Annotated in this window: 24 protein-coding genes; 18 read left to right on the top strand and 6 right to left on the bottom strand. The window is 67.9% G+C overall.

The window, feature by feature from the left end:
• Positions 1–17: 17 nt before the first annotated feature.
• Entirely contained in the window at positions 18–290 is a 273-nt protein-coding gene (locus OG203_RS28150) for a GlsB/YeaQ/YmgE family stress response membrane protein (RefSeq protein WP_405160274.1), read from the bottom strand.
• A gap of 260 nt (positions 291–550) precedes the next feature.
• On the opposite strand from OG203_RS28150, the gene OG203_RS28145 reads away from it, so the two are divergent.
• The 16 genes from OG203_RS28145 (at position 551) to OG203_RS28070 (ending at position 16,677) form a co-directional block, all read left to right on the top strand.
• A complete protein-coding gene (locus OG203_RS28145; RefSeq protein ID WP_405160273.1) occupies positions 551–1,588 on the top strand; it encodes a beta-ketoacyl-ACP synthase III in 1,038 nt (345 codons plus the stop codon).
• A 142-nt stretch (positions 1,589–1,730) separates the two neighbouring features.
• Positions 1,731–1,895, top strand: a complete 165-nt coding sequence (locus OG203_RS28140; RefSeq protein WP_405160272.1) for a hypothetical protein — start codon at positions 1,731–1,733, stop codon at positions 1,893–1,895.
• A gap of 68 nt (positions 1,896–1,963) precedes the next feature.
• Positions 1,964–3,631 (top strand): FAD-dependent oxidoreductase, encoded by a 1,668-nt coding sequence (locus tag OG203_RS28135; protein ID WP_405160271.1) that lies wholly within the window; start codon positions 1,964–1,966, stop codon positions 3,629–3,631.
• Between the two features lie 15 nt (positions 3,632–3,646).
• Positions 3,647–5,158 carry an ATP-binding protein gene (locus tag OG203_RS28130; RefSeq protein WP_405160270.1) on the top strand — a complete coding sequence of 504 codons (1,512 nt, stop codon included), beginning with the start codon at positions 3,647–3,649 and terminating at the stop codon, positions 5,156–5,158.
• The gene (locus OG203_RS28125; RefSeq protein ID WP_405160269.1) at positions 5,155–5,508 is read left to right on the top strand and encodes a UBP-type zinc finger domain-containing protein; all 354 of its coding nucleotides are present in this window, start codon (positions 5,155–5,157) and stop codon (positions 5,506–5,508) included. The genes OG203_RS28130 and OG203_RS28125 overlap by 4 nt, the downstream gene beginning before the upstream one ends.
• 85 nt (positions 5,509–5,593) lie before the next feature.
• Complete coding sequence (locus tag OG203_RS28120) at positions 5,594–6,034, top strand: hypothetical protein (protein WP_405160268.1); 441 nt, start codon at positions 5,594–5,596, stop codon at positions 6,032–6,034.
• A 38-nt stretch (positions 6,035–6,072) separates the two neighbouring features.
• Positions 6,073–8,373, top strand: a complete 2,301-nt coding sequence (locus OG203_RS28115; RefSeq protein ID WP_405160267.1) for an AAA family ATPase — start codon at positions 6,073–6,075, stop codon at positions 8,371–8,373.
• Positions 8,374–8,454: 81 nt separating this feature from the next.
• Positions 8,455–9,807, top strand: a complete 1,353-nt coding sequence (locus tag OG203_RS28110) for a hypothetical protein (protein WP_405160266.1) — start codon at positions 8,455–8,457, stop codon at positions 9,805–9,807.
• Positions 9,808–9,920: 113 nt separating this feature from the next.
• A complete protein-coding gene (locus OG203_RS28105; RefSeq protein ID WP_405160265.1) occupies positions 9,921–12,854 on the top strand; it encodes a Na+/H+ antiporter subunit A in 2,934 nt (977 codons plus the stop codon).
• Positions 12,851–13,234, top strand: a complete 384-nt coding sequence (locus OG203_RS28100; protein WP_405160264.1) for a Na(+)/H(+) antiporter subunit C — start codon at positions 12,851–12,853, stop codon at positions 13,232–13,234. The genes OG203_RS28105 and OG203_RS28100 overlap by 4 nt, the downstream gene beginning before the upstream one ends.
• The gene (locus OG203_RS28095) at positions 13,231–14,844 is read left to right on the top strand and encodes a Na+/H+ antiporter subunit D (RefSeq protein WP_405160263.1); all 1,614 of its coding nucleotides are present in this window, start codon (positions 13,231–13,233) and stop codon (positions 14,842–14,844) included. The genes OG203_RS28100 and OG203_RS28095 overlap by 4 nt, the downstream gene beginning before the upstream one ends.
• Before the next feature lie 55 nt (positions 14,845–14,899).
• A complete protein-coding gene (locus tag OG203_RS28090; protein ID WP_405168028.1) occupies positions 14,900–15,445 on the top strand; it encodes a Na+/H+ antiporter subunit E in 546 nt (181 codons plus the stop codon).
• Positions 15,442–15,729 carry a monovalent cation/H+ antiporter complex subunit F gene (locus OG203_RS28085; protein ID WP_405160262.1) on the top strand — a complete coding sequence of 96 codons (288 nt, stop codon included), beginning with the start codon at positions 15,442–15,444 and terminating at the stop codon, positions 15,727–15,729. The genes OG203_RS28090 and OG203_RS28085 overlap by 4 nt, the downstream gene beginning before the upstream one ends.
• Positions 15,726–16,058 (top strand): monovalent cation/H(+) antiporter subunit G, encoded by a 333-nt coding sequence (gene mnhG, locus OG203_RS28080; protein WP_405160261.1) that lies wholly within the window; start codon positions 15,726–15,728, stop codon positions 16,056–16,058. Before OG203_RS28085 ends, mnhG begins: the two co-directional genes overlap by 4 nt.
• A gap of 89 nt (positions 16,059–16,147) precedes the next feature.
• Positions 16,148–16,423, top strand: coding sequence for a type II toxin-antitoxin system Phd/YefM family antitoxin (locus OG203_RS28075; protein ID WP_405160260.1), 276 nt, complete (start codon positions 16,148–16,150; stop codon positions 16,421–16,423).
• A complete protein-coding gene (locus OG203_RS28070) occupies positions 16,420–16,677 on the top strand; it encodes a Txe/YoeB family addiction module toxin (RefSeq protein ID WP_405160259.1) in 258 nt (85 codons plus the stop codon). Before OG203_RS28075 ends, OG203_RS28070 begins: the two co-directional genes overlap by 4 nt.
• A gap of 18 nt (positions 16,678–16,695) precedes the next feature.
• Here OG203_RS28070 and OG203_RS28065 read toward each other — a convergent pair whose 3' ends face one another.
• From OG203_RS28065 to OG203_RS28045, 5 genes are all read right to left on the bottom strand, one after another.
• Positions 16,696–18,063 carry a DUF5933 domain-containing protein gene (locus OG203_RS28065; protein WP_405160258.1) on the bottom strand — a complete coding sequence of 456 codons (1,368 nt, stop codon included), beginning with the start codon at positions 18,061–18,063 and terminating at the stop codon, positions 16,696–16,698.
• 100 nt (positions 18,064–18,163) lie between these two features.
• Positions 18,164–19,309 carry a glutamate--cysteine ligase gene (locus tag OG203_RS28060; protein ID WP_405160257.1) on the bottom strand — a complete coding sequence of 382 codons (1,146 nt, stop codon included), beginning with the start codon at positions 19,307–19,309 and terminating at the stop codon, positions 18,164–18,166.
• A 13-nt stretch (positions 19,310–19,322) separates the two neighbouring features.
• A complete protein-coding gene (sodC, locus tag OG203_RS28055) occupies positions 19,323–20,009 on the bottom strand; it encodes a superoxide dismutase[Cu-Zn] (protein WP_405160256.1) in 687 nt (228 codons plus the stop codon).
• 152 nt (positions 20,010–20,161) lie between these two features.
• Positions 20,162–20,764: a LytR C-terminal domain-containing protein gene (locus OG203_RS28050; RefSeq protein WP_405160255.1), complete on the bottom strand. Its 603-nt coding sequence runs from the start codon at positions 20,762–20,764 to the stop codon at positions 20,162–20,164.
• A 19-nt stretch (positions 20,765–20,783) separates the two neighbouring features.
• On the bottom strand, positions 20,784–21,128 hold the full coding sequence (locus OG203_RS28045) for a DUF3263 domain-containing protein (protein WP_150399990.1): 345 nt from the start codon (positions 21,126–21,128) through the stop codon (positions 20,784–20,786).
• Positions 21,129–21,316: 188 nt separating this feature from the next.
• On the opposite strand from OG203_RS28045, the gene OG203_RS28040 reads away from it, so the two are divergent.
• Complete coding sequence (locus OG203_RS28040; RefSeq protein WP_405160254.1) at positions 21,317–21,907, top strand: peptide deformylase; 591 nt, start codon at positions 21,317–21,319, stop codon at positions 21,905–21,907.
• On the top strand, positions 21,897–22,907 hold the full coding sequence (locus OG203_RS28035; protein WP_405160253.1) for a GNAT family N-acetyltransferase: 1,011 nt from the start codon (positions 21,897–21,899) through the stop codon (positions 22,905–22,907). The genes OG203_RS28040 and OG203_RS28035 overlap by 11 nt, the downstream gene beginning before the upstream one ends.
• The last annotated feature ends 26 nt before the right edge of the window (positions 22,908–22,933 follow it).

Genomic DNA, 22,933 nt, shown 5'->3' with positions numbered 1-22,933 from the left:
CCTGTGGCACGGTGTCGTCAGCTTCGGACTCGACGTCCCGTCACGAGACCGACAAGGAACAGCAGAATCACCGCACCGGCGAGACAGGTGAAGAAGCTGAACCAGAGGCCGCCGCCATCGACGTCGACGCCGAACAGCTTCAGCAGGAAACCGCCGAGCAGACCGCCTACGATGCCGACGACGATGTTCATCAGGATGCCCTGCTGTGCGTCCGTCTTCATGATCTTGCTGGCAATCCACCCGGCAAGACCGCCGATGATGATCCACCCGATAATCCCGAGACTGAGCATGGTGTCCTCCGCAATCCGCGTCCACCGCCGGAGCGCAGCAGGGCGGCAAACGCATAGTTGGGCACGCTGTACTGAGCATTCAGCATGCTAATCGGCGTATACCCGGGGTTTGTGGGAATACGCGCGGCGAAACGCCGGTCTTCGGGCTAATATGAGGGGGCCTCATGTCTACGGCTCCGTAGGTGGTGGCCGATGAGGGATCCAGATCGAGGCTTCGGGGACAACCCGGCGGCGGTGCCGCAGGTACATAGGAGACGCACATGGCTGCTCGAATCGCCCAGACCACCGGGGCAGAGCACACGGCGATCCTCGGACTCGGCGTATATCGCCCAGTTCGAGTCGTCACCAACGACGAGGTGGCGGGTCCGATCAACTCGAGCGACGAGTGGATCCAGACCAGGTCCGGGATCAAGACCCGGCGGTTCGCGGGGGAATCCGAAACCGTCCAGAGCATGAGCGTCGCCGCGGCACAGGGTGCGCTCGAATCGTCGGGCATCGCCGTCGATCAGGTCGACTGCGTGATCGTCGCGACGTCGACCCACCTGTTGCTCACCCCGGCGGCCGCACCGCGGATCGCCACGGAACTCGGCATGAACGGTTCGGCCGCGTTCGATGTCTCCGCCGGTTGCGCAGGCTTCTGCCACGCGCTCGCGCTGGCGTCGGACCTGGTCCGCTGCGGCACCGCCGCGCACGTGCTGGTGATCGGCGTGGAGAAGCTGACCGACACCATCAATCCGAAGGACCGCTCGACCGCGTTCCTGTTCGCCGACGGCGCGGGCGCGGTGATCGTCGGCCCGTCCGACGAGCCTGGCATCGGCCCGACGGTGTGGGGTTCGGACGGCACCCAGCATCACGCGATCCGGCAGGACAAGGACTGGGTCGAGTTCTTCCGCGAGATCGAGGAGAAGGGCACCGACGCGGTGCGCCCCTACCTGGCGATGGAGGGCACCGCGGTATTCCGTTGGGCCGCACACTCGCTGGAGAAGGTCTGCCGCGACGCCATCGACCGGGCCGGGCTGACCACCGAAGACCTGGACGCGATGATTCCGCACCAGGCCAACGGCCGGATCATCGAGATCATGGCGCGGGTGCTGAAGCTGCCGGAGAACTGCGCGCTGGCCAACGATATCGAGGAGACCGGCAATACGTCGGCCGCGTCGATCCCGCTGGCCATGGAGGCGATGCTGCGCAAGGGTCAGTCCACGCCTGGCGATACCGCGCTGCTCATCGCGTTCGGCGCGGGGCTGTCCTATGCGGCGCAGGTAGTTACGCTGCCGAAATTCGCGATCACGGAGTAATGCGCGTTTAAATCGGGAAGACAGTTGGGTCACATTCCGCATGTTGTCCATCGATCTCGGTAATGGCCAGCGCACAATGCCGGATAGAAGAAGCAAAGACACTGCCTCCAGATATCTTCCGTCCAACGTGAGGTGATCGGCCGTGAACCTGCGCTCCCTCTTACACCGTCGGCACGCGGAACATGTTCCGCTGCTTCCCGCCAACGACTCCGACGAAGGCCCGCCCGCGCGCGGACCCGCCGCCGAGCGACTCGAGCGGCTGCTCACCCCCAATGAACTCGACCTGATCCGGCACGACATGCTGTGACACCCGACTTATACGCCACGAGTGAAACGCCCGCGACACGGTTTGCACCGAGGATTCATACTCGTTAGGTGACTTCACCCGCTGCCACGAAACCGGCCATCCTGAGCGTCGACGACGATCCGGGTGTTTCCCGGGCGGTCGTTCGCGACCTGCGACGCCGCTATGGCGCCGATTACCGGATTCTGCGCGCGGAATCGGGCGCCCAGGCGCTCGAAGCGCTTCGTGAGATGAAATTGCGCGGCCAGCCGGTCGCCGTCTTGATCGCCGACTACCGGATGCCAGGCATGGACGGCATCGAATTCCTCGAGCAGGCGATGGACCTGCACCCGTACGCGCGCCGCGTGCTGCTGACCGCCTACGCCGACACCAACGCGGCGATCAACGCGATCAACGTGGTCGACCTCGATCACTACCTGCTCAAGCCGTGGGACCCGCCGGAGGAGAAGCTGTACCCGGTGCTCGACGGCCTGCTCGACGCCTGGCGCGGCAGCGAACACCGGCCGGTCACCGAGACCAAGGTGGTCGGCAACCGCTGGTCGCCGCGCTCCTCGGAGGTGCGCGAGTTCCTGGCCCGCAACCAACTGCCCTACCGCTGGTACCTGGCCGACGAGCCGGAGGGCGCTCGCCTGCTCGAGGCGGCGGGCGCCGATCCCGAACGCTGCCCGGTGATCATCACGGCTGCCGGTGACACGCTGGTGCAGCCGTCGGACAACGAGCTCGCGCAGAACGTCGGGCTCACCGTCAACGCGACGGGCGACTTCTACGACCTCATCGTGGTCGGCGGCGGACCGGCCGGGCTCGGCGCCGCGGTGTACGGCGCCTCGGAGGGCCTGCGCACGGTGCTGGTCGAGCGCACCGCGACCGGCGGACAGGCCGGGCAGAGCTCGCGCATCGAGAACTACCTCGGCTTCCCGGACGGGGTATCCGGGGGCCAGCTGGCGGATCGGGCGCGGCGGCAGGCCGCGAAGTTCGGCGCCGAGGTGATCACCACCCGCGAGGTGATCGGGCTCGAGGTGAACGGTTCCGCGCGCACGGTGCGCTTCGCCGACGGCGGCAAGCTCTGCGCGCACACGGTGATCATCGCGACCGGCGTCGACTATCGCAGGCACCCGGCACGCGGCGTCGACGACTTCACCGGGCGCGGTGTGTATTACGGCTCGGCGATGACGGAAGCCTCCGAATGCGCCGACCGTGATGTCTATATCGTCGGCGGCGCCAATTCGGCGGGCCAGGCGGCGGTGTTCTTGTCGCGCAACGCCAAGACGGTTCATCTGGTCGTGCGGTCCGGCTCGCTGGACAACTCGATGTCGCACTACCTGATCCAGCAGATCGCGCAATTGCCGAATATCAAGGTGCACACCAATACCGAGGTGATCGCCGCCGACGGCGACGAGCACCTGCAGCAGATCGTGTTGCGCGACAACGAGACAGGCAACGAGGAGAAGGCGGAGGCCGAGCGGCTGTTCCTGTTCATCGGCGCCGCACCGCAAACCGACTGGCTCGACGGCCTGATCAAGCGCGATCAGGCCGGTTACGTGCTGGCCGGTCCCGACCTGATGGTCGACGGCGCGCGACCGGCCGGCTGGGAATTACCGCGCCCGCCACACCATTTGGAAACAAACGTGCCCGGCGTTTTCGTGGCGGGCGACGTACACGCCGATTCGGCCAAGCGCGTCGCGTCGGCGGTGGGCGAGGGTGCGATGGCGGTCATGCTCGTGCACCGGTATCTGGCCTAATCAGGAGGCTGACAGATGAATTCAACGGAAAACGCGGACCGCAGCAGCCGCGATGTCTGCGACCCAGCGGAATTGCGCACCCTGTTCCTGTTCGAGAAGTTGAACGACGAACAGCTGGACTGGCTGTGCCGGGACGGGCGGATCGAAACCATCGAGCCAGGGCTGGTTTTCCGCGAGGGCGAACCGGCCACCTGTTTTTATGTGCTGATGGAAGGCGAGGTCGTGCTGACCAAGCTGTCCGGCGGCACCGAGATCGAGCTGGTCCGCACCCAGCACCACGGCGCCTACTCGGGCGCCTGGATGGCCTACATCGGCGACAAGGTCGACCAGACCTACAACGGATCGCTCAAGGTGACGATGCCGTCGCGGTTCTTCGTGCTCGACGCCGCGATCTTCGCCCAGATGATGAACGAATGGTTCCCGATGGCGGTGCACCTGCTCGAGGGTGTGTTCTTCGGCAACCGGAACAGCAACGCGCGGATCGGCCAGCGCGAGCGGCTGCTCGCCCTCGGCTCGCTGTCGGCGGGCCTGACGCACGAGCTGAACAACCCCGCCGCCGCCGCGGTGCGGGCCACCTCCGGCCTGCGCGAACGGATCGCAGGCATGCGGCACAAGCTGGCCATGATGGCCGACGGCCGGTTCGACACCGCGTCCCTCGGCGCGCTCGTTCGGCTCCAGGAGGAAGCCGCGGCGCAGGTGGCCAAGGCACCCGAGCTGACGCCGATGGAGGCCGCCGATCGCGAGGACGTGCTCGGCGACTGGCTCGACGAGCACGGCATCACCGACGGCTGGAGCCTCGCGCCGAACTTCGTGCAGGCCGGGTTCGACGTCGACTGGCTGGAGCGGGTGTCGGCCACCCTCGAAGGCTGCACGGAACAGGTATTCCAGGGCGCGATCCGGTGGCTGAACTACACCATCGAGACCGAGCTGATGATGAACGAGATCGCCGATTCGACCACGCGCATCTCGTCACTTGTCAACGCGGCCAAGCAGTATTCGCAGATGGACCGGGCGCCGTTCCAGGTGGTCGACATCCACGACCTGCTCGACAGCACGCTGGTGATGCTCAGCCGCAAGATCGGCGACGGGGTCAAGGTGGTCAAGGACTACGACCGCGCGCTGCCCCAGGTGCCTTGCTACGCAGCGGAATTGAACCAGGTGTGGACCAACCTGATCGACAACGCGGTGTACGCGATGCACGGACAGGGCACCCTGACCATCCGCACCAGGCACGAAAACGACTGTGCCGTCATCGAAATCGGCGACACCGGCCCCGGCATTCCGGACGACGTGCGCAGCCGGATCTTCGAGCCGTTCTTCACCACCAAGCCGATGGGCGAGGGCACCGGGCTCGGCCTCGACATCTCGTTCCGGATCGTGGTGAACAAGCACGACGGCGACATCCAGGTCGACTCCGAGCCCGGCAACACCAGATTCACCGTCTGGCTGCCACTGAACCGTGCGCCCGAAGATCCGGCGGAGGAGAATCAGGCCGAACCCGAACCCACTTCAGGAGGTCGACGATGACGCAAGAGCTCGATGGCATCGATACCGCCGTGCCGCCAAGCGGCACCGGCTGCGTGGAATGCGAAGCCGCGCAAGGCTGGTGGGTGCACCTGCGCCGCTGCGCGCAGTGCGGGCACATCGGTTGTTGCGACACCTCGCCCGCCCAGCACGCGAGCAAGCACGCGAAAGACACCGGCCACCCGTTCATTCAGAGCTTCGAGCCTGGTGAGGACTGGTACTTCAACTTCCTGACCGAGGAAATGTACGGCGACGGACCGGAACTCGCCCCGCCGAACAGCCACCCGGCCGACCAGGGCGCGCCAGGCCCGCGCAGCAGGGTGCCCGCGGACTGGCAGGCACACATCCACTGAAATCCCGCGCACCCGGTACGCTGCACCCCGAACGTGCCGGGAGTTCCGGCGCCCATCGACACAGATCCACCGGGGAAAGCACGGTATGAAGCGAACTTCCGCCATCGTCCTGGCCACCGGGACGGTGGCTTTGCTGCTGGCAGGCTGCGGCCAGTCCTCGAACGATTCCGCCGACGCAAACGGACTGCGCAAGGGCGGCACGACCACGAACTCGACGTCGGTGGCGCACACGCCGGCCCCGGCCGCCGCGTCGAGCACCGGCACGCAGGCGAGCGCGCCGACCGCCGATCAGCCGAGCACCCCGGCGACCAGCGATCCGTCGAAGGCCACCTGCGGCGAGTTCAAGAAGCTGGACACCGACGCGGAGAAGGCGCTGATCGAGCAGATCCTGGCGGCGCACCCGGACAGCTCGTTCGCGGGCAGCCCGAATGTGGCGCTCGGCACGGCCAAGCTGGTCTGTCTGTCGGGCAGCGTGGCCGATACGCCGGTCGCGGTGGCCGCCGGGATCGTGCCGAAGAACAAGTAGCAGGCCACGACCGCGCTCCGGCGCGGCAGAATGGCACAGTGGCAGAACTGGCGCTCACCGCTCGATTGAATCCGTCCGCGGCCGACGCACGCCGCGGCGTGGTGCGGCTGCACCCGGAGGCGCTGACCGCGCTCGGGTTGCGCGAGTGGGACGGTATCGCGCTGGTCGGCGCGCGCCGCACCGCCGCGGTGGTCGGGATGGCACCGGCGGACACCCCGGCCGGGGTCGCGCTGCTCGATGACGTGACGCTGTCCAATGCGGGCCTGCGCGAGGACGCGACCGTTGTCGTCGCGCCGGTCACCGTGTACGGCGCCAAGCAGATCTCGGTGAGCGGCTCGGTGCACGCCACCCGCACCATCCCGGCGGCGACGCTGCGCCAGGCGCTGCTCGGCAAGGTGGTGACCGTCGGCGACACGGTCTCGCTGCTGCCGCGCGACCTCGGCCCTGACATCAGCTCCGCCGCTGCCTCCCAAGCACTTTCACGCACCTTCGGCATCGCGTGGACCACGGAGTTGCTCACCGTCACCGCCACCGATCTGCGTGGCCCGGTCAGCGTGCAGCCGAACACCGCGGTCGTCTGGGGCGCCGGGGTGGTCGCGGCCATGGACGCCGCCGACCGGGCACTGGCCGGGACACCGATCCCGCCGGGCGAGGCGTCCCGTGGCGTGACCGAGGCGGCTTCGTTCGACGGCGCGGCGGGCACGCTCGGCGCATCGGACGGAAGGAGCACGGCCACCCGGGACACCGATCCGCTGATCACCGTCAAGGATCTGGCCGGTGCGCACAGTCAGGCAACCAAGCTCAGCGAGTGGCTGAGCCTGGCCCTCGACGAACCCGAACTGCTCAAAACCCTCGGTGCCACACCACGTCTCGGCGTCTTGATCACCGGCCCGGCCGGGGTCGGCAAGGCCACCCTGGCCCGCGCGGTCACCGCACCGCGGCGCATCGTCGAGCTGGACGGCCCGACGGTCGGGGCCGCGGAGAGCGGCACCCGGCTGCGCGCGGTGGCCGAGGCGGTGGCCGACGTCTGTTCCGGGCAGGGCGGCATCCTGCTGATCACCGATATCGACGCGCTGCTGCCCGCGCAGGCCGAACCGGTCGCCACGCTCATCCTCGATCAGCTGCGGGCCGCGGTCGCCGAGCCGTGCGTCGCCTTCCTCGCCACCACCGCGCACCCCGCCGGGATCGATCCCCGGCTGCGCGCACCCGACCTCTGCGACCGTGAACTCGCCCTCGCGTTACCCACCGCGACCGTGCGCAAGTCGCTGCTAGAGCATTTACTGCGCCGGGTGCCGACGGCAGAGCTGAAACTCGACGAGATCGCCGCGCGCACACCCGGATTCGTGGTCTCCGACCTGGCCGCGCTGTGCCGGGAGGCGGCGCTGCGGGCCGCGTCGCGGGCGAGCAAAGAGCACGCCGATCCGCAACTGACCCAACCGGATCTGCTCGGCGCGCTGAAAGTGATTCGGCCGCTGTCGCGTTCGGGCATGGACGAGCTCGCCATCGGCAGCCTCACCCTGGACGAGGTCGGCGACATGGTGGCGACCAAGCAGGCGCTGACCGAGACGGTGTTATGGCCACTGCGCCACCCGGATTCGTTCGCCCGCCTCGGCATCGACCCGCCGCGCGGCGTGCTGCTCTACGGCCCGCCCGGCTGCGGCAAGACCTTCCTGGTGCGGGCGCTGGCCAGTACCGGTCAGCTCAGCGTGCACACGGTGAAGGGCGCCGAGCTGATGGACAAGTGGGTCGGCTCCTCCGAACGCGCGGTGCGCGAATTGTTCCAGCGCGCACGCGATTCCGCGCCGTCGCTGATCTTCCTCGACGAGGTGGACGCGCTGGCGCCGCGGCGCGGCCAGTCCGGCGATTCCGGCGTCGGCGACCGCGTGGTCGCCGCGCTGCTCACCGAGCTCGACGGGGTGGAACCGCTGCGCGATGTGGTTGTCCTCGGCGCGACGAACCGGCCGGAGCTGATCGACCCCGCGCTGCTGCGGCCGGGGCGACTGGAGCGGCTGGTCTTCGTGCCGCCGCCGGACGGTGCGGCCCGGCTGGAGATCCTGCGCACCGCGGGACGCTCGGTCCCGCTAGCCGCCGATGTCGACCTCGCCGCGCTGGCCCGCAAGCTCGACGGATACTCCGCGGCGGACTGCGCCGCGCTGCTGCGCGAGGCCGCGCTCACCGCGATGCGCCGCGATCTCGACGCCGCCGATGTCACCGCGGCGGATGTGGCGGCGGCGCGGATGGCGGTCCGGCCCTCGCTGGACGCGCTGCAGGTCGAATCGCTGCGCGGGTACGCGGAGACGCGGGGCCAGCCCATGGGCAGCGAAGGGCGCTATCTCTAACAATGACCGGCAGTACGGCAAACTCACCGTAAACGGCAGCTTTCTGGCATTTCACCCATTTCGACATGCCACCGCGAAGTGATGGCAATCACAGAATCGCAGGTCGAGCGCAGGTATGTTCGGCACGTGCGGCGGATGGGTGATGCGTTCGACGCGGTCACGGCCTTCTTCGGAGCCGCGGTCGCGGGTGTGACGCTGTTCCTGCCGGTCACCTTCTCGTCGATCCGGGAAAGCACGCCATACCAGATCACCAACCTGTGGGACAGCGTGCCGCGCGGCGCGGCCATCGGCGTGATCGTCGCCGTCGCGGTCGCGGTGCTGGTCGGCACCGCGTCCCGCCCGGCGACCGCGTGGCTGGTCGCGCTGGCGGGCACCGTCGCGCAGCTGGCCAATCACATTGCCGGACGCCATGTTTCGTCCGCCGACATGCTCACCACACAGAACTACGCCGACGCGGTGTGCGCCGGAATCCTGCTCGGCGGGCTCGGTGTCGCTGCACTGCGCAAGCCGCCGCTCGCCGCCGGCTTCGCGCTCGGCTGCGCGGGATTCTTCGTGTTCAGCGACCTCGCGGATTTCCTCGACATCGAAGACGATCCGTTCGACGTGCTGGAAACACCCCCGAGCTGGCTGATCGGCGTGGCGATGGTGCTGCTTGTCCTCAGCGCACTGCGGAATCGGTCCAAAACCGGTGCGCCCGACCCGCCGCCCCGACTATCGATCGAGCTGCCGGTGGCGCCGATCCTCGCGGCCATGGTGCTCGCCCTGGTGATCCTCGCCGTCACCGAATGGCTGCAGAAGCAGTACAACAACGCGCCGGCCATCGACCACGCGGTCGATATCGGGCTCACCGCCGCCGCAACGGTGTTCGCGGCGACCGCGGCGGCCATGCTGCTGCCCGGCCGCGACGGATACGGCGTCTATCTCGCGGTCAGTCTGACCGCGGTCGCCGATGCCTTCGGGTATGCCGCCAGGCCCGGTTGGAGCGTGTGGGTGCTGCTCGCGCTGACCACGGTCGGCCTGCTCGCCGGTGCAAGAAGGCCCTCGGTGCCGCTGGCCGTCACGCTGCTCGCCGGTATCGCGGTCTTCGCCATCCTGACGTCACCGGAGACGAACTGGATCCTCTTCTCGGCCGGTAGCGCGGTGCTCGCACTCACCGCAGGCTACTGCTGTGCCGCCGCCCGGCCGCGGTACGCGCCGAGCGGCGTGCTCGCCCTCGCCGCCCTCTACCTGCCGACCGCCATCTCCGTGCTGCCGGACGACAGCAAGAGCTGGCACGTGCCAGACAGCGCGGCACACGACACCACGCCGGGGCGCGCCGCGCTGGCGATCGTGCTCGGCAGCGCGGTCGGCCTCGCCGTATTGCACCACTTCCGGCCGCGCGGGCGGGCGCAACCGACCGACCCCTCGGCGGACGAAGCGTTAGCGGATATATAGCCCTCACGGCACCATGTACCCGACGCCATAGTCGACGAGGACGCGGAAATCCCCAGGCTCCACGTAGGATTGTTCCCGCACCACCCCGCCGCCCCTACCCGACGGAGTGCAGTTTGCTCGCAATCCTGCTCGCCCTCGCCGCAGCCGCGCTCGTCGCACCGCTGTGGGTAAGGGCGCTGGGACGCAACGCTTTCTACGTGCTTGCGCTGGTCCCGCTCGGCAGCCTCGGCTGGGTCATCGCGAATTGGGGTAGCACACAGCGGGTTCGGCTGGAGTGGGCGCCGAGCATCGAGATGAACATCGATCTGCGGTTCGATTCGCTCGCCGCGATCATGTCCGCGCTTGTGCTCGGCGTCGGCGCGCTTGTCCTGTGCTACTGCGCCCGCTACTTCGAGGACGACGAGCCGCGCCTCGGCGTATTCGCGGCCGAGATGGTCGGCTTCGCCGGTGCCATGTTCGGACTTGTCACCAGCGACAACATGCTGTTGCTCTTTGTTTTCTGGGAAGTGACGACGGTGCTGTCGTTCCTGCTCGTCGGCCACAATGCCGAGCAGGCGAACAGCCGCCGCGCGGCCATCCAGGCGCTGCTGGTGACCGGCGCGGGCGGGCTGGCCATGCTGGTCGGGCTGATCATCCTCGGCGAGGCGAACCACAGCTACCTGCTCTCCGATCTGCTGGCGCGGGCGCAGCCGCCGGGCGGGCTCGCGGTGAACGTCGCGGTGGTGCTGATCCTGATCGGCGCGCTGAGCAAGTCCGCCGTGGTCCCGCTGCACTTCTGGCTGCCCGGCGCGATGGCGGCGCCGACGCCGGTCAGCGCGTATCTGCATGCCGCGGCCATGGTGAAGGCCGGTGTGTACCTGGTGGCGCGGCTCGCGCCGGTGTTCGCGGCGAACCCGGTGTGGCATCCGCTGGTGCTCACCCTCGGGGTTGCCTCGATGCTGCTCGCCGGGCTGCGGTCGCTAGAAGTGGTCGATCTGAAGCTGGTGCTCGCGTTCGGCACGGTGAGCCAGCTCGGTTTCCTGATCGTGCTTGTCGGCATCGGCACTCCCGAGGCGGCGCTGGCCGGGGTCGCGATGATCGTGGCGCACGCGTTGTTCAAAGCGTGCCTGTTCATGGTCGTCGGGATCATCGATCACGGGGCGGGCACCCGGGATCTGCGCAGGCTGTCCGGTCTCGGCCGGCGCGCACCAGTGTTGTGCGGCATCGCGATACTCGCCGCGCTGAGCATGGCCGGGATTCCGCCGCTGATCGGCTTCGTCGGCAAGGAAAGCGCGCTCGCCGCGATCCTGGACGCGGACACCCTCGCCGGGCCGGCCCGGGTGGCGCTCGCGGTCGGCGTCGTGCTCGGGTCCATGCTGACCGTCGGCTACAGCATCCGCTTCGTCTGGGGCGCCTTCGCGGACAAGCAAGGGGTCGCGCGGCCGACCGCGCACGGCGCGCACCGGGTGCGCCGAGTCTCCGACTACGCCACCGAAAGCCGTACGGCCCCAGCGGCTTCCAGTGGCGATGAACGGCACGTTATCGAAGACGGTGGCTGGCACGCGCCGGGGGCGCTGTTCCTGGCCGCGCCCGCGGTGCTCGCGGTGGCGAGCCTGGCCGCGGGTCTCGCGGCGCCGGGAACGGACCGCCTACTGAGTCCCTACGCGGAGACGTTCGCCGAGGACCTGCTGTCCTATCTATCGCTGTGGCATGGCTTTACGGTCCCGTTGGCGCTGACGGTCGTGGTCATCGCGGGCGGTGTCACGCTGTTCCAGCTGCGCGACCGGCTCAGGGATCCCGCCCGGCCTCGGCTCGGCAACGCCGACCGGGCCTACGACGCGACGCTGCGCGGCATGGATCGGCTGTCGCTGCGGATGACCGGTGCGGTGCAGCGCGGATCGCTGCCGCTGAGTCAGGCGACGATCCTGAGCACGCTGATCATCCTGCCGAGCGTGCTGCTCGCCATCGGCACCCGCACCGGAGTCGAACTGCGCCTGTGGGATTCGCCGCTGCAGGCGGTCATCGGCGCGATCATGGTCGCGATGGCGCTCGGCGCGACGGTGCTGCGCAACCGGCTGGCCAGCGTGCTCGTCGTCGGCGTCACCGGTTACGGCTGCGGCGTGATCTTCGCACTGCACGGTGCGCCCGATCTTGCGCTGACCCAATTCCTGGTCGAGACACTGACCCTGGTGATCTTCGTGCTGGTGCTGCGCGCGTTCCCCGCGGAAATCGAAGCGGGCCGGGCGACTCCGTTCAAGGCACGACGGGCGGTGCTTGCCGCGCTGGTCGGCGCGGCCGTCACGGTGCTCGGCGCGTTCGCCACCGCCGCCCGCACCGCCGAACCGATCTGGCACCGAATCCCGGACGCCGCCTACCAATTCGGCGGCGGCAAGAACGCCGTCAACGTGCTGCTCGTCGACATCCGCGGCTGGGACACCCTCGGCGAGATCTCGGTGCTCGTCGTCGCCGCGACCGGCGTCGCCTCGCTGGTATTCCGCAGCCGCCGTTTCGGCAGCGCACCGCGCGCCGCCGATTCACCGCTCTACGACCCGGATCTGGTGAGCTGGCTGCCCGCCGGCCGACTGGTCGATCGCGCGGACCGCTCGATGGTCATGCAGATCACCACCCGGCTGGTGTTCCCGACCATCATGGTGCTTTCGGTGTACTTCTTCTTCTCCGGCCACAACGCGCCCGGCGGCGGTTTCGCGGGCGGGCTCACCGCCGGGCTCGCGCTGACGCTGCGCTATTTGGCCGGTGGCCGTTACGAACTCGGCGAGGCGCTGCCGGTCGACGCGGGACATCTGCTCGGCGCCGGGCTGACCCTGTCCGCCGGAACCGCGGTCAGCTCACTGTTTTTCGGCGCGCCCCCGCTGTCCTCGGCCATCTTCGAGGTGACGCTGCCGCTGCTCGGCCATGTCAAGGTGGTGACGGCGCTGTTCTTCGATCTCGGCGTCTACCTCATCGTCGTCGGCCTGGTGCTCGATGTGCTGCGCAGCCTCGGCGCGCGCTTGGACAGCGAGCTCGGCACGAGCGAAACCGCTTCGGCGACAGGGGGTTCCGCCAAATGACCGCCAATCTGACGCTGCTGATCGTGATCGGCATCCTGGTCGCCTGCGGGGTGTATCTGATCCTCGAGCGCGCGGTGTCGAAGATGCTGCTCGGCCTGATCCTGTTCGGCAACGCGGTGAACCTGTTGATCATCACCCTCGCCGGTCGGGACGGCCGCGCGCCGATCCAGGGCCAGACCGACACCACCCATCGCGACACCGCCGACCCACTTGCCCAGGCGATGGTGCTCACCGCGATCGTGATCACCATGGGCCTCGCGGCCTTCGTGCTCGCCCTCGCCTACCGCTCGTTCACCATGACCACCACCGATGATGTCGAGAACGACCAGGAAGACGTCGATGTCGCCCGCAGGCGCGAGCGAGAGGACCCGGAAGATTGACCCTCTCCCCCGGCCTGCTGCCGATCCTCATGCCGCTGCCAGTGCTTGTTCCGCTGCTCGCGGCGGCAGGCACCCTGGTCTTCGGGCGCAGGCCACGAACCCAGCGCACCTTCATGCTCGGCGCGCTCACCGCCGTGGTCGTCATCTGCGGACTGCTGCTGTACCTGGCCGATCGCGACGGCACCACCGCGCTGCAGGTCGGCAACTGGGAGACCCCGATCGGCGTCACACTGGTGGTCGACCGGCTATCCGCGGGGATGCTGCTCGTGTCGTCGATCGTGCTGCTGGCCGTCGCGCTCTACGGTTCGGGACAGAACATTAGAGACGGGGACGAACGGCAACCCACCTCGATCTACCGGCCCACCTATCTGGTGCTGACCGGGGGCGTTTCGGCCGCGTTCCTAGCCGGTGACCTGTTCAACCTGTTCGTCGGCTTCGAGATCCTGCTCGCCGCGTCGTTCGTGCTGCTGACCGTCGGCGGCACCGAGGAACGGATCCGCGCCGGTGTGTCGTATGTGATGGTCTCGATGCTGTCGTCGCTGATCTTCCTGACCGGCATCGGCATGACCTACGCGGCCACCGGCACGTTGAACTTCGCCCAGCTGGCCCAGCGATTCGGCGCGATACCGGAGGGCACCCGCACGGCCATCTACGCGGTGCTGCTCGTGGCGTTCGGCATCAAGGCGGCGGTGTTCCCGCTGTCGAACTGGCTGCCCGACTCCTACCCCACCGCGCCGGCGCCGGTGACCGCGGTGTTCGCCGGGCTGCTCACCAAAGTCGGTGTGTACGCGATCATCCGGACGCATTCACTGCTGTTCCCCGGCGGCGAGTTCGACTCGATTCTGCTGGTGTGCGGGTTACTCACCATGCTGGTCGGCATCTTCGGCGCGATCGCGCAGAGCGATATCCGGCGACTGCTGTCGTTCACCCTGGTCAGCCACATCGGGTACATGATCTTCGGGGTCGGGCTCGCCAGCACGGCCGGACTGTCCGGCGCGGTTTTCTATGTGGCGCACCACATTCTGGTGCAGACCGCCCTGTTCCTGGTGGTCGGCTTGATCGAGCGGCAGGCGGGCTCGACCTCGCTGCGCAGGCTCGGCGGCCTGGCAACGGCGAGTCCGCTACTGGCCGTGCTGTTCCTGATACCCGCGCTGAATCTCGGTGGTATACCGCCGTTCTCGGGATTCATCGGCAAGGTCGCGCTGTTGCAGGCCGGCGCCGAGAACGGCAGCGTGCTGGCCTGGACGCTGGTGGCCGGCTCGGTGCTTACCAGCCTGCTCACGCTGTACGCCATCGCGCGGGTGTGGAGCAAGGCCTTCTGGCGGCCGCGCGCGGAGGCGCCCGAGGGGCATCTCACCGCCGCGAAAACACCGTCGCTGATCGAGGATTCGACGGACGTGCTCTACGACGAACGCACGCACCCCGGCCGGATGCCGTTGCTGATGGTCGGATCGACGGCGGCGTTGGTCGCGGTCGGGCTCAGTCTGACGGTGCTCGCCGGGCCGATCCTCGGCATCGCCGACCGGGCGGCCGAGGATCTGCGCGATCCCGGCGTGTATATCACTGCGGTACTTGGCAATTCGCCCGCCGAGCCGGGAGCGGCCCGATGAACGAGCGAATCATGCGCGCATCGCCGAGCGCGAGCGAGGGGCAGGCATGCGCGGGGTGAGCCGAGAGACCGTCGTCAGGGTCGGCGTACTGAGCTGGCTCACCGTCGTCTGGATCGCGCTGTGGGGCGATCTCAGCATCGCCAATCTGCTGGCCGGGGTCGCGGTCGGCGCGCTGATCATGGTGGCGCTGCCGCTGCCTCGGGTGCCGGTGAACGGGCGGCTGCATCCGCTGTCCATGGTCGAATTGATCGTGGTTGCGTCGTATTACGCGATCGAGTCCAGCCTGCAGGTGGCCTGGTTCGCGATCCGGCCAGCGCCGCCGCCGGTGTCCGGGGTGCTGCGCGTCTACCTGAGCACCAAATCCGATCTGGTGCTCGTACTGTGCACGGACCTGTTGAACCTGATCCCTGGCACCATGGTGCTGGAGATCGATCGGCGGCGCTGCGTCGTCTACGTGCATGTGCTCGATGTGAGCAGCGACGCGGCGGTGGACAAGTTCTACCGGACGACCAGGCGCCTGGAGAAGCTGCTCATCTCCTCGTTCGAGCGCCATTCCGAATGGCGTTCCACACCGGCCAGACCACCGGAGGTATCCCCGTGAAGGTTGTCGCCATCATCGCGGGCGTGCTGCTGACGGCCGCCGCCGTGATCACCAGCTACCGCATCCTCGCCGGGCCGGACACTTTGGACCGGATCGTCGGCATCGACTCACTGATGGCGATCGCCGCGTCCGGGCTGGCAGTCTGGGCCGCCTACAGCGAGGACACCACGATCATCCCGGCGATCATCGCGCTGGCCCTGGTCGGCTTCCTCGGCTCGGCCGCCGTCACCCGCTTCCGCGTGCAGGACGAACAAACGATATCCAGGCCCGGAGGCGACCAATGACCGTGTGGCAGTGGATCTCCGGCGCCCTCATCCTCTTCGGCGCGACCCTGGCACTGACCGCCTCGATCGCGATCGTCCGCTTCCCCGACACCCTCACCCGCATGCACGCCGCTACCAAACCCCAAGTGATCGGCCTGATCCTGGTGCTGGCAGGCGCTGGCATCGAACTCTTCGGCCACGGCAACGTCTGGGCCCTAGTCCTCGTAGGCCTCTTCACCCTCCTCACCGCCCCCGTAGTAGCCCACCTCATCAGCCGCACCGCCTACCGCGAACAAAGCCACCGCGACGGCCTACTAACCGTCAACGAACTCGGCGACACCATCGACTGAACCCCGCCCGCGCACTCGATTCCAAAACCTTTGGTCACTGTACGTAATCACGTACAGTGAAGGGCACGACCGCCATGAGAGGAACTGCGATGCGACCCATTTCCATCACCGAGGCACGCGCCAACCTAGCCGCAGTCCTGGATTCGGCTACCGAAGACTTCGAGGAGGTCGTCATCACTCGCGCCGGGCACGAGCCCGCGGTAGTCATCTCCCTTCGCGAGTATGAGTCACTGAAGGAAACCGCATACCTCCTGGGCAATCCCGCCAATGCCCGGCACTTGGAGCGGTCGATAGCGCAACTGCGAGCCGGAGAAGTCGAACCCCACGATCTGATCGACACTGACGACGAGGAAATCGTCGAGTGAAGATACTTTTCACCCCCAATGCCTGGGCCGACTACCTGTGGTGGCAGGCCAATGATCGGGCGACCCTGAAACGGGTGCACAAACTCATCGACGACATCACCCGCAACGGCTACGAAGGCATCGGCAAACCAGAAGCGCTGCGCCAAAACCTCGCTGGGCTCTGGTCCCGCCGCATCAGCCAAGAACACCGCATCGTGTATGTCATCGAGGACGACACAGCCAAGATCGTCGCCTGCCGCCACCACTACGAATAGCTCAGAGCCACGGCGGATTCAGCGCGAGGCGGTTTCTACTTCACGTTGCGAGGCTGCGGTTTGGCGTTGGCCTGCGAACCAGGTGGCGTGGAAGGCGGCGGCGAGGGCGGCGAGTAGGGCGAGGACCACGGTGCCTGCGAGGACTGGGTATTCGGCCATTGAGACCGGTAGGTAGCGGTAGGACAGCAGCAGTATGGCGAGTACTGACGCGCCGCCCGCGACGAGGCGGATGCGGAACCAGCCCCAGCCGCGTTCGGGGGCGCGCAGTGCCGACTCGACGGTCAGACACAGTACCGCGCCCGCGACGAGGTCGACGCCGTAGTGGTAGCCGAAGCCGAGGGTCGCGGTCACCGTGGCGAGCAGCCAGAACGCGCCGCCCCAGCGCACCACGCTCGGCGCGGGGCCGCCGTCGGTGTCGCGGCGGGTGTGCAGGAACACCGAGAGCGCCCAGGCCGTGTGCATGGACGGCATGCAGTTGCGCGGGGTCGCGGAGTCGAACGCCATCGGCATGGGACTGCGGTCGAGCGGCGGCACCACCCCCGGCCAGTAGTTGCCAAGTTGCAGCCCGTGCCCGTCCGAGCCGAACGCGAACATCGGCCCGACCACCGGGAAGATCACATAGACGATCGGGCCGACCAGCCCGAGCACCAGAAACGTGCGCACCAGATAGTGGGTCGGCCAACGCCCGCTCGACACCACCCGGCGCAGCTGCCACACCGCGACCACGATCGCCGCGACCGGCAACTCGATGTAGACCCAGTGCAGCACCCCGTAGACGACCGGCCCGAGCACGTCGAGCGCCCGGCCCATCACCCAGGACGGATCGCCGAGCGCGTGATCGGCGAGCAGCACGTACTCGTCGAGCACCGTCGGCCTGCTCATGACCGTGACGTGCAACCACACATCGCCGACCTTGGTGGCGAGGATGAGCAGCGCGCCGAGCGCGGCGGCGTGCAGCGCGTTGCGCCGTTCGGTGCCGTCCCAGCGCAGCCAGGCGAACACCGCGAGCCCGGTGAGCACGAGCACCGGACCGTTCCCGATCGCGAACGACGCACCGGCCAGCAGCCGAATGCCGGCCCACACCACGTCGATGGCGACGGCCGCGCTCAGCGCGATGATCCGGCGCCGCGTCGAAATGCCAACCAGCGCAAGGACCAAGCCCGCCCACGGCACCGACATCGACTTGGGCGTGCCGACATAGTCCTGCCACAGACTGCCGAGCGGACCCTGGAACCCTTCGCGCATCGCCACGATTTGCAGCGCGATCAACAGCACCGGCACCGCGGCAACGCCCGCCGCGACCCATACCCGGGTCGGCGGCACACGCAACCGAGGAGCGGCACTTCCTACTCTGGGTCCCGGATCTTCGACAAGCACGTCGACCATAGTAAACGGGGGGTGAACGCCATCCCACTTGCCGACTGAACACTTGGGAACGGCAGCCGGCGTGGCGGGTGAATACTGGCAACTCAACCCACCGGGTCAACTACTGCTCGAGCTCCTTGACCAGCGCGTCTACCACCGCGACCAGGTCACCCTGCGCCGCGGCGGCGACCTTACGCTGTCGCTGATATGACGCACCTCGCTCCGGAATGTCCGCGACGAACGCCAATTCGTCCGCGCAGCCGAGCCGTTTCGCGGTCGGCTCCAACCGGTTCAGCAGGTCGGTCACGTCGTCGGTGACCAGTCGCTCGTTGCTCTTGTCATCAACGATGATGATCGCGTCGAGCCCGTACCTGGCGGCCCGCCACTTGTTCTCCTGCACATGCCACGGCGGCAGCGACGGCAACGTCTCGCCCTCTTCGAGCCTGCGGTCCAGATCGACGATCAGGCAGTGGATCAGCGCGGCCATGGCCGCCAGCTCGGCGCGCGTCGATACGCCGTCGCACACCCGCACTTCGATGGTGCCCCATTTCGGCGCTGGCCTGATGTCCCAGTGCATGCCGCCGAGCTGCTCGAACACCCCGGTCTTGAACTGGTCGTGCACGAAATGCTCGAAGCCGCGCCAGTTTTCGAACTGGAACGGCAAACCGGCCGTCGGCAGCTGCTGGAACATCAGCGTCCGGTTGCTCGCGTAGCCGGTGTCGGAACCCGCCCACATCGGCGAGGACGCGGACAGCGATAGTAGGTGCGGATACTGCATCAGCAGCGCGTTGAGGATCGGAAAGACCTTGTCCCGGTGCGAAACTCCGACGTGCACGTGCACGCCCCAGATCATCATCTGGCGGCCCCACCACTGGGTGCGCTCGATCAGCTCGTCGTAATGCTCCGAGCGGGTCAGCTGCTGGGCCGACCACTGGGCGAACGGATGGGTGCCAGCGCAGAACAGGTCGACGCCGAGCGGGTCGGCGGCGCGCCGGACCGCGGTCATGGTCCCGTGCAAATCCTCGACCGCGTCGCCGACGGTTTCGTGCACCCCCGTGACGAGCTCGACGGTATTGCGCAACAGCTCCTTGGTCACCTGCGGGGTGCCGTCGTGCGCGTGCAGGTCGCCCAGCGAATCGAACACCGCCGCAGCGGTATTCGATAGATCGCGGCTCACCTTGTCGACGAGTGCGATCTCCCACTCGATGCCTATGGTGGGCCGGGGCGAACCATGGAAGGGAACGTGTTCTCTGCCTGCCCCGGCCATATCGGCTCCTGCGCTACTGGATCACACCGCAGGCAACGCGGCCGCCCGCGTCGCCTGTCGCTAGCGTCGTATCATCCGGGCCGGCAACGCCGTCGGCTCGGAGGTACCGGTTCGGGATGTTGCCGAAGTTGTCGGCATCGGCGTGGATCATCAGCGCCTTGTTCTTCAGGTCGTCGAGCGTCACCGCGTCGGTGGTGGTGACCAGCTTGGCCGTGCCGTCCGAGCGCACCTCGAGCGAGGTGAGGTCGCCGCTGGCCGGGTGCGTGTTGGCGCTACCGACCTGCAGATGTCCACCGGCGGAAAGGAAGTCGCCGGACGGGCCGCCGGTCGGCGCGACCGAGTTGGCTTCGCACTTGCCGATCGAGTGCACGTGCAGGCCGTGGAAGCCGGGCCGAAGGCCGTGCGCCTCGATGGTGAACTGCAGGTGGTTGCCGTCCTTGACGATGTTCGCGGTGGCGACCGAGGCGCCGGCGGCGTCCTTCAGGTCGACCTTCACACCCGTGTTCGCCTCGGCGGTGCCGGTTTCCTTGCCGGAGTCGCTCGACGCCGGGGCGGCCGAACCGCTCCATACCGGCGGGGTCGTTCCCTTGACATCACTCGATTCCTGGCTGTTGGAGCAGCCTGCGAGGCCGAGGACCGCGACCGCGAGCACCGGGGTCACAGTCCGCCAGGACGGGCGACGAGTTGTGGACGGGGCCATCGGGGAACTCCTTTACGAGTACCGAAAGTTTACGAGTAGAGCTCGGTGGACAGGTTCGTTACCGGACAAGATGATGCCACGTCCGCCGTGTCGCGCCGTGACAGCCCCGTTCAGCGGCAGGTCGCCAGTTGTCGCTCGCGGGTCGCCAGTTGTCAGTTACCCGTCACGATGACGGTTACACCGGGCGAAGACTCGCCCAATCCACTCGACTTCGGTTCCGCGGTGATGCCGAGCTGTTGGGCGATGGCCTGGCCCGCTTCCCGGTCGCCCGGCGAATTGCCGTAGTACGCGGTCGTTTTCGGGATATTGGCGCCGGGGTAGTTGCCGGTCTCGACGACATTCCAGCCTTCGGCGGTGAGTTCGCCCGCGGTCTTTCCGGCGAGGCCGGCGACCATGCTGTTGTTCAGCACGCGCACCGGAACGGACTTGGCGGCGGCCGAGCCGGTGGTGGTCGCGGCCGGGGTGGTGGTCGACGTCGTGGTGGCCGACGTTGTGGTGGTCGACGAGGACGGCACGGCGGCCGGGGAGGACGCGGCGTCCGGCGTCTTCGGAGCCGTGCTGCCCGCTGGCACCTGCGGTACCGGGTTCGAGGTGCTCGAGGTCGCCGACTCGGACGGTCCGGATCCTGAGCTGTCGGCATCGGACTTGGACAGCGACATCGCACCCAGGCCACCGAACACGATGGCCAGTGCGATCAACACCATCGCCAACGCTCGCAATGGCGGCCCACCGGAGGTGGGATTCGGGTAGCTCACCTAGTCGAGCCTAGCCCGGTCATACCTGGAATCCGAGCCGTCGCGCGGCCCTGGCCTTTTGCCTGCTCGCCCGCAGCCTGCGCAGCCGCTTGACGAGCATGGGGTCGGCGGCGAGCGCCTCCTGCCGGTCGACCACGGCGTTGAGCACCTGGTAGTACCGGGTCGGCGACATGCCGAACAGCTCTCGGATGGCTTCTTCCTTGGCCCCCGCGTACTTCCACCACTGGCGCTCGAAGGCCAGGATGTCGTGTTCGCGACGGCTCAGACCGTCGCCGTCGCCGGTCGATTCCGCTGCCGTGACATCGTCGCTCGCGGAAGGGTCGCCCTGGATCGCGGAAAGATTCCGTGCCGCTGCGCCGTCCATCTTGCTCCCTCGCCGAGTTACCACCAGACGAAAAATGGTGCTTGTACGTCGCGGATCATTCAACCACGAGAGCGTGGGATCGCCAGGTGTACGGCGCGGCGTGTTCACTACCCGCAGGTAGGCGTGTCGCGGGAAGGTTGCCGCCCCCGAACGGTCGGTGACCGGGCGGCGCGGCAATAATTGGTCCCATGGCTATCCTCCCGATCGTGATCGTCGGCGACCCGGTTCTGCACAACCCGACCGAACGGGTCACCCATTCACCGGAGGAACTGGCCGAGCTGATCGCGGATATGTACGACACGCTCGACGCCGCGCACGGTGTCGGTCTCGCGGCGAACCAGGTTGGCGTGCCGCTGCGGCTGTTCGTCTACGACTGCCCCGATGTCACGCCCGACGGCACCGCGACCCGACGCCGCGGCGCGGTGATCAACCCGGTGCTGGAGACCTCGGCCATCCCGGAGACCATGCCGGACCCGGACGACGACGAAGAGGGCTGCCTCTCGGTGCCCGGCGAGCAGTACCCGACCGGTCGTGCCGAATGGGCGAAGGTCACCGGCACCGACGAGCACGGCGAGCCGGTCGAGATCGAGGGCAAGGATTTCTTCGCCCGCATGCTGCAGCACGAGGTCGGGCACCTGGACGGCTTCCTCTACGTCGACGTGCTGATCGGGCGCAATGCCCGCGCGGCGAAGAAGGCGATCAAGCGAAACGGTTGGGGCACACCGGGACTCAGCTGGATCCCCGGTACCGTCGCGGATCCGTTCGGTCATGACGACTAACGGAGACAGCACCGCCGGGCAGATCCCGCTCGGCCGTCGTGTGGTCTTGCGTTATCGGCTGCCCGCCGGTTATCCACAACCACTCACCGATGTGATCGGCGAACTGATCTCGCTGGATCCGCCGACCGTACGCGGGGCCGACGGGCAAGTCGTTTCGGTGACGCCGGATCGAGTGGTCGCGCTGAAAGCGGTGGGGCCGAGGCCGATTCGCACTCGCGAGATCAGGTCGCTGGAAGCCGCGGCGGCGGACGCCTGGCCAGGCATCGAGCACACCTGGATCGACGGGTGGCTGGCGCGCGCCGGGCACGGGTACACCGGACGCGCCAATTCCGCTGTGCCGCTTGGCAGTACAGACGGGCCAGCGGCGGTGACGGCCGAGACGATCCAGCGCATCGGCGAGTGGTACACCGCGCACGGCTTGCCGCTGCTCTTCGCGATGCCCGATCGCCTCGCCGCTATCCCGCCGGGCTGGGACAGTTGGCGCGAGACCGTCATGTTGGCCATCGATATCGAGAATTTCGTGCTCCCGCAGGGGCCTTCGATGGTGCGCGTCGTCGCCGCGCCCGACGACGCCTGGCTGGAGCTGCACCGCTTCGAGGGCGAAATACCGACGCAGCAGCGACTTTCAACGGCGGAACCGGACGTCGAGGTGCTGACCGCCGTGCGCGACGGCGAGCTCGGGTTCGCCTCGCTCGGTGTGCCGACGCCGATCGCGATCGGGCGCGGGGCGGTCACCACCGCGCCGGACGGGCGCCGATGGGTCGGTCTCACCTGCGTGGCGGTGGGCGCGGAACACCGCAGGAAAGGTCTCGGTTCGCTGGTGTGCGCCGAGCTGATCCGGTGGGGCAACGGTCGCGGCGCGACGCACGCGTATCTTCAGGTCGAGGCCGGAAACAGTGGCGCCCTCGCGCTGTATCGCGAGCTGGGTTTCGTCGAACACCACATGTACCGGTACGCGTCCCCGACGAACCACCCACACAGGTCCGCCGGCCTCCGGTAAAACGGACTCATACCCCTACGAAGGAA

The organism is Nocardia sp. NBC_01499, assembly GCF_045040275.1.
Lineage (GTDB): Bacteria > Actinomycetota > Actinomycetes > Mycobacteriales > Mycobacteriaceae > Nocardia.
Note: the sequence above shows the minus strand (reverse complement) of the source record. Positions and strands in the feature narration are given on the sequence as shown.

Excerpts from the sequence above, each read along its gene's own strand:
- OG203_RS28150 (WP_405160274.1), bottom strand. The coding sequence starts at position 290 with ATGCTCAGTCTCGGGATTATCGGGTGGATCATCATCGGCGGTCTTGCC.
- OG203_RS28145 (WP_405160273.1), top strand. The coding sequence starts at position 551 with ATGGCTGCTCGAATCGCCCAGACCACCGGGGCAGAGCACACGGCGATC.
- OG203_RS28130 (WP_405160270.1), top strand. The coding sequence starts at position 3,647 with ATGAATTCAACGGAAAACGCGGACCGCAGCAGCCGCGATGTCTGCGAC.
- OG203_RS28125 (WP_405160269.1), top strand. The coding sequence starts at position 5,155 with ATGACGCAAGAGCTCGATGGCATCGATACCGCCGTGCCGCCAAGCGGC.
- OG203_RS28120 (WP_405160268.1), top strand. The coding sequence starts at position 5,594 with ATGAAGCGAACTTCCGCCATCGTCCTGGCCACCGGGACGGTGGCTTTG.
- OG203_RS28110 (WP_405160266.1), top strand. The coding sequence starts at position 8,455 with ATGGCAATCACAGAATCGCAGGTCGAGCGCAGGTATGTTCGGCACGTG.
- OG203_RS28100 (WP_405160264.1), top strand. The coding sequence starts at position 12,851 with ATGACCGCCAATCTGACGCTGCTGATCGTGATCGGCATCCTGGTCGCC.
- mnhG (WP_405160261.1), top strand. The coding sequence starts at position 15,726 with ATGACCGTGTGGCAGTGGATCTCCGGCGCCCTCATCCTCTTCGGCGCG.
- OG203_RS28075 (WP_405160260.1), top strand. The coding sequence starts at position 16,148 with ATGCGACCCATTTCCATCACCGAGGCACGCGCCAACCTAGCCGCAGTC.
- OG203_RS28065 (WP_405160258.1), bottom strand. The coding sequence starts at position 18,063 with ATGGTCGACGTGCTTGTCGAAGATCCGGGACCCAGAGTAGGAAGTGCC.
- OG203_RS28060 (WP_405160257.1), bottom strand. The coding sequence starts at position 19,309 with ATGGCCGGGGCAGGCAGAGAACACGTTCCCTTCCATGGTTCGCCCCGG.
- sodC (WP_405160256.1), bottom strand. The coding sequence starts at position 20,009 with ATGGCCCCGTCCACAACTCGTCGCCCGTCCTGGCGGACTGTGACCCCG.
- OG203_RS28045 (WP_150399990.1), bottom strand. The coding sequence starts at position 21,128 with ATGGACGGCGCAGCGGCACGGAATCTTTCCGCGATCCAGGGCGACCCT.
- OG203_RS28040 (WP_405160254.1), top strand. The coding sequence starts at position 21,317 with ATGGCTATCCTCCCGATCGTGATCGTCGGCGACCCGGTTCTGCACAAC.
- OG203_RS28035 (WP_405160253.1), top strand. The coding sequence starts at position 21,897 with ATGACGACTAACGGAGACAGCACCGCCGGGCAGATCCCGCTCGGCCGT.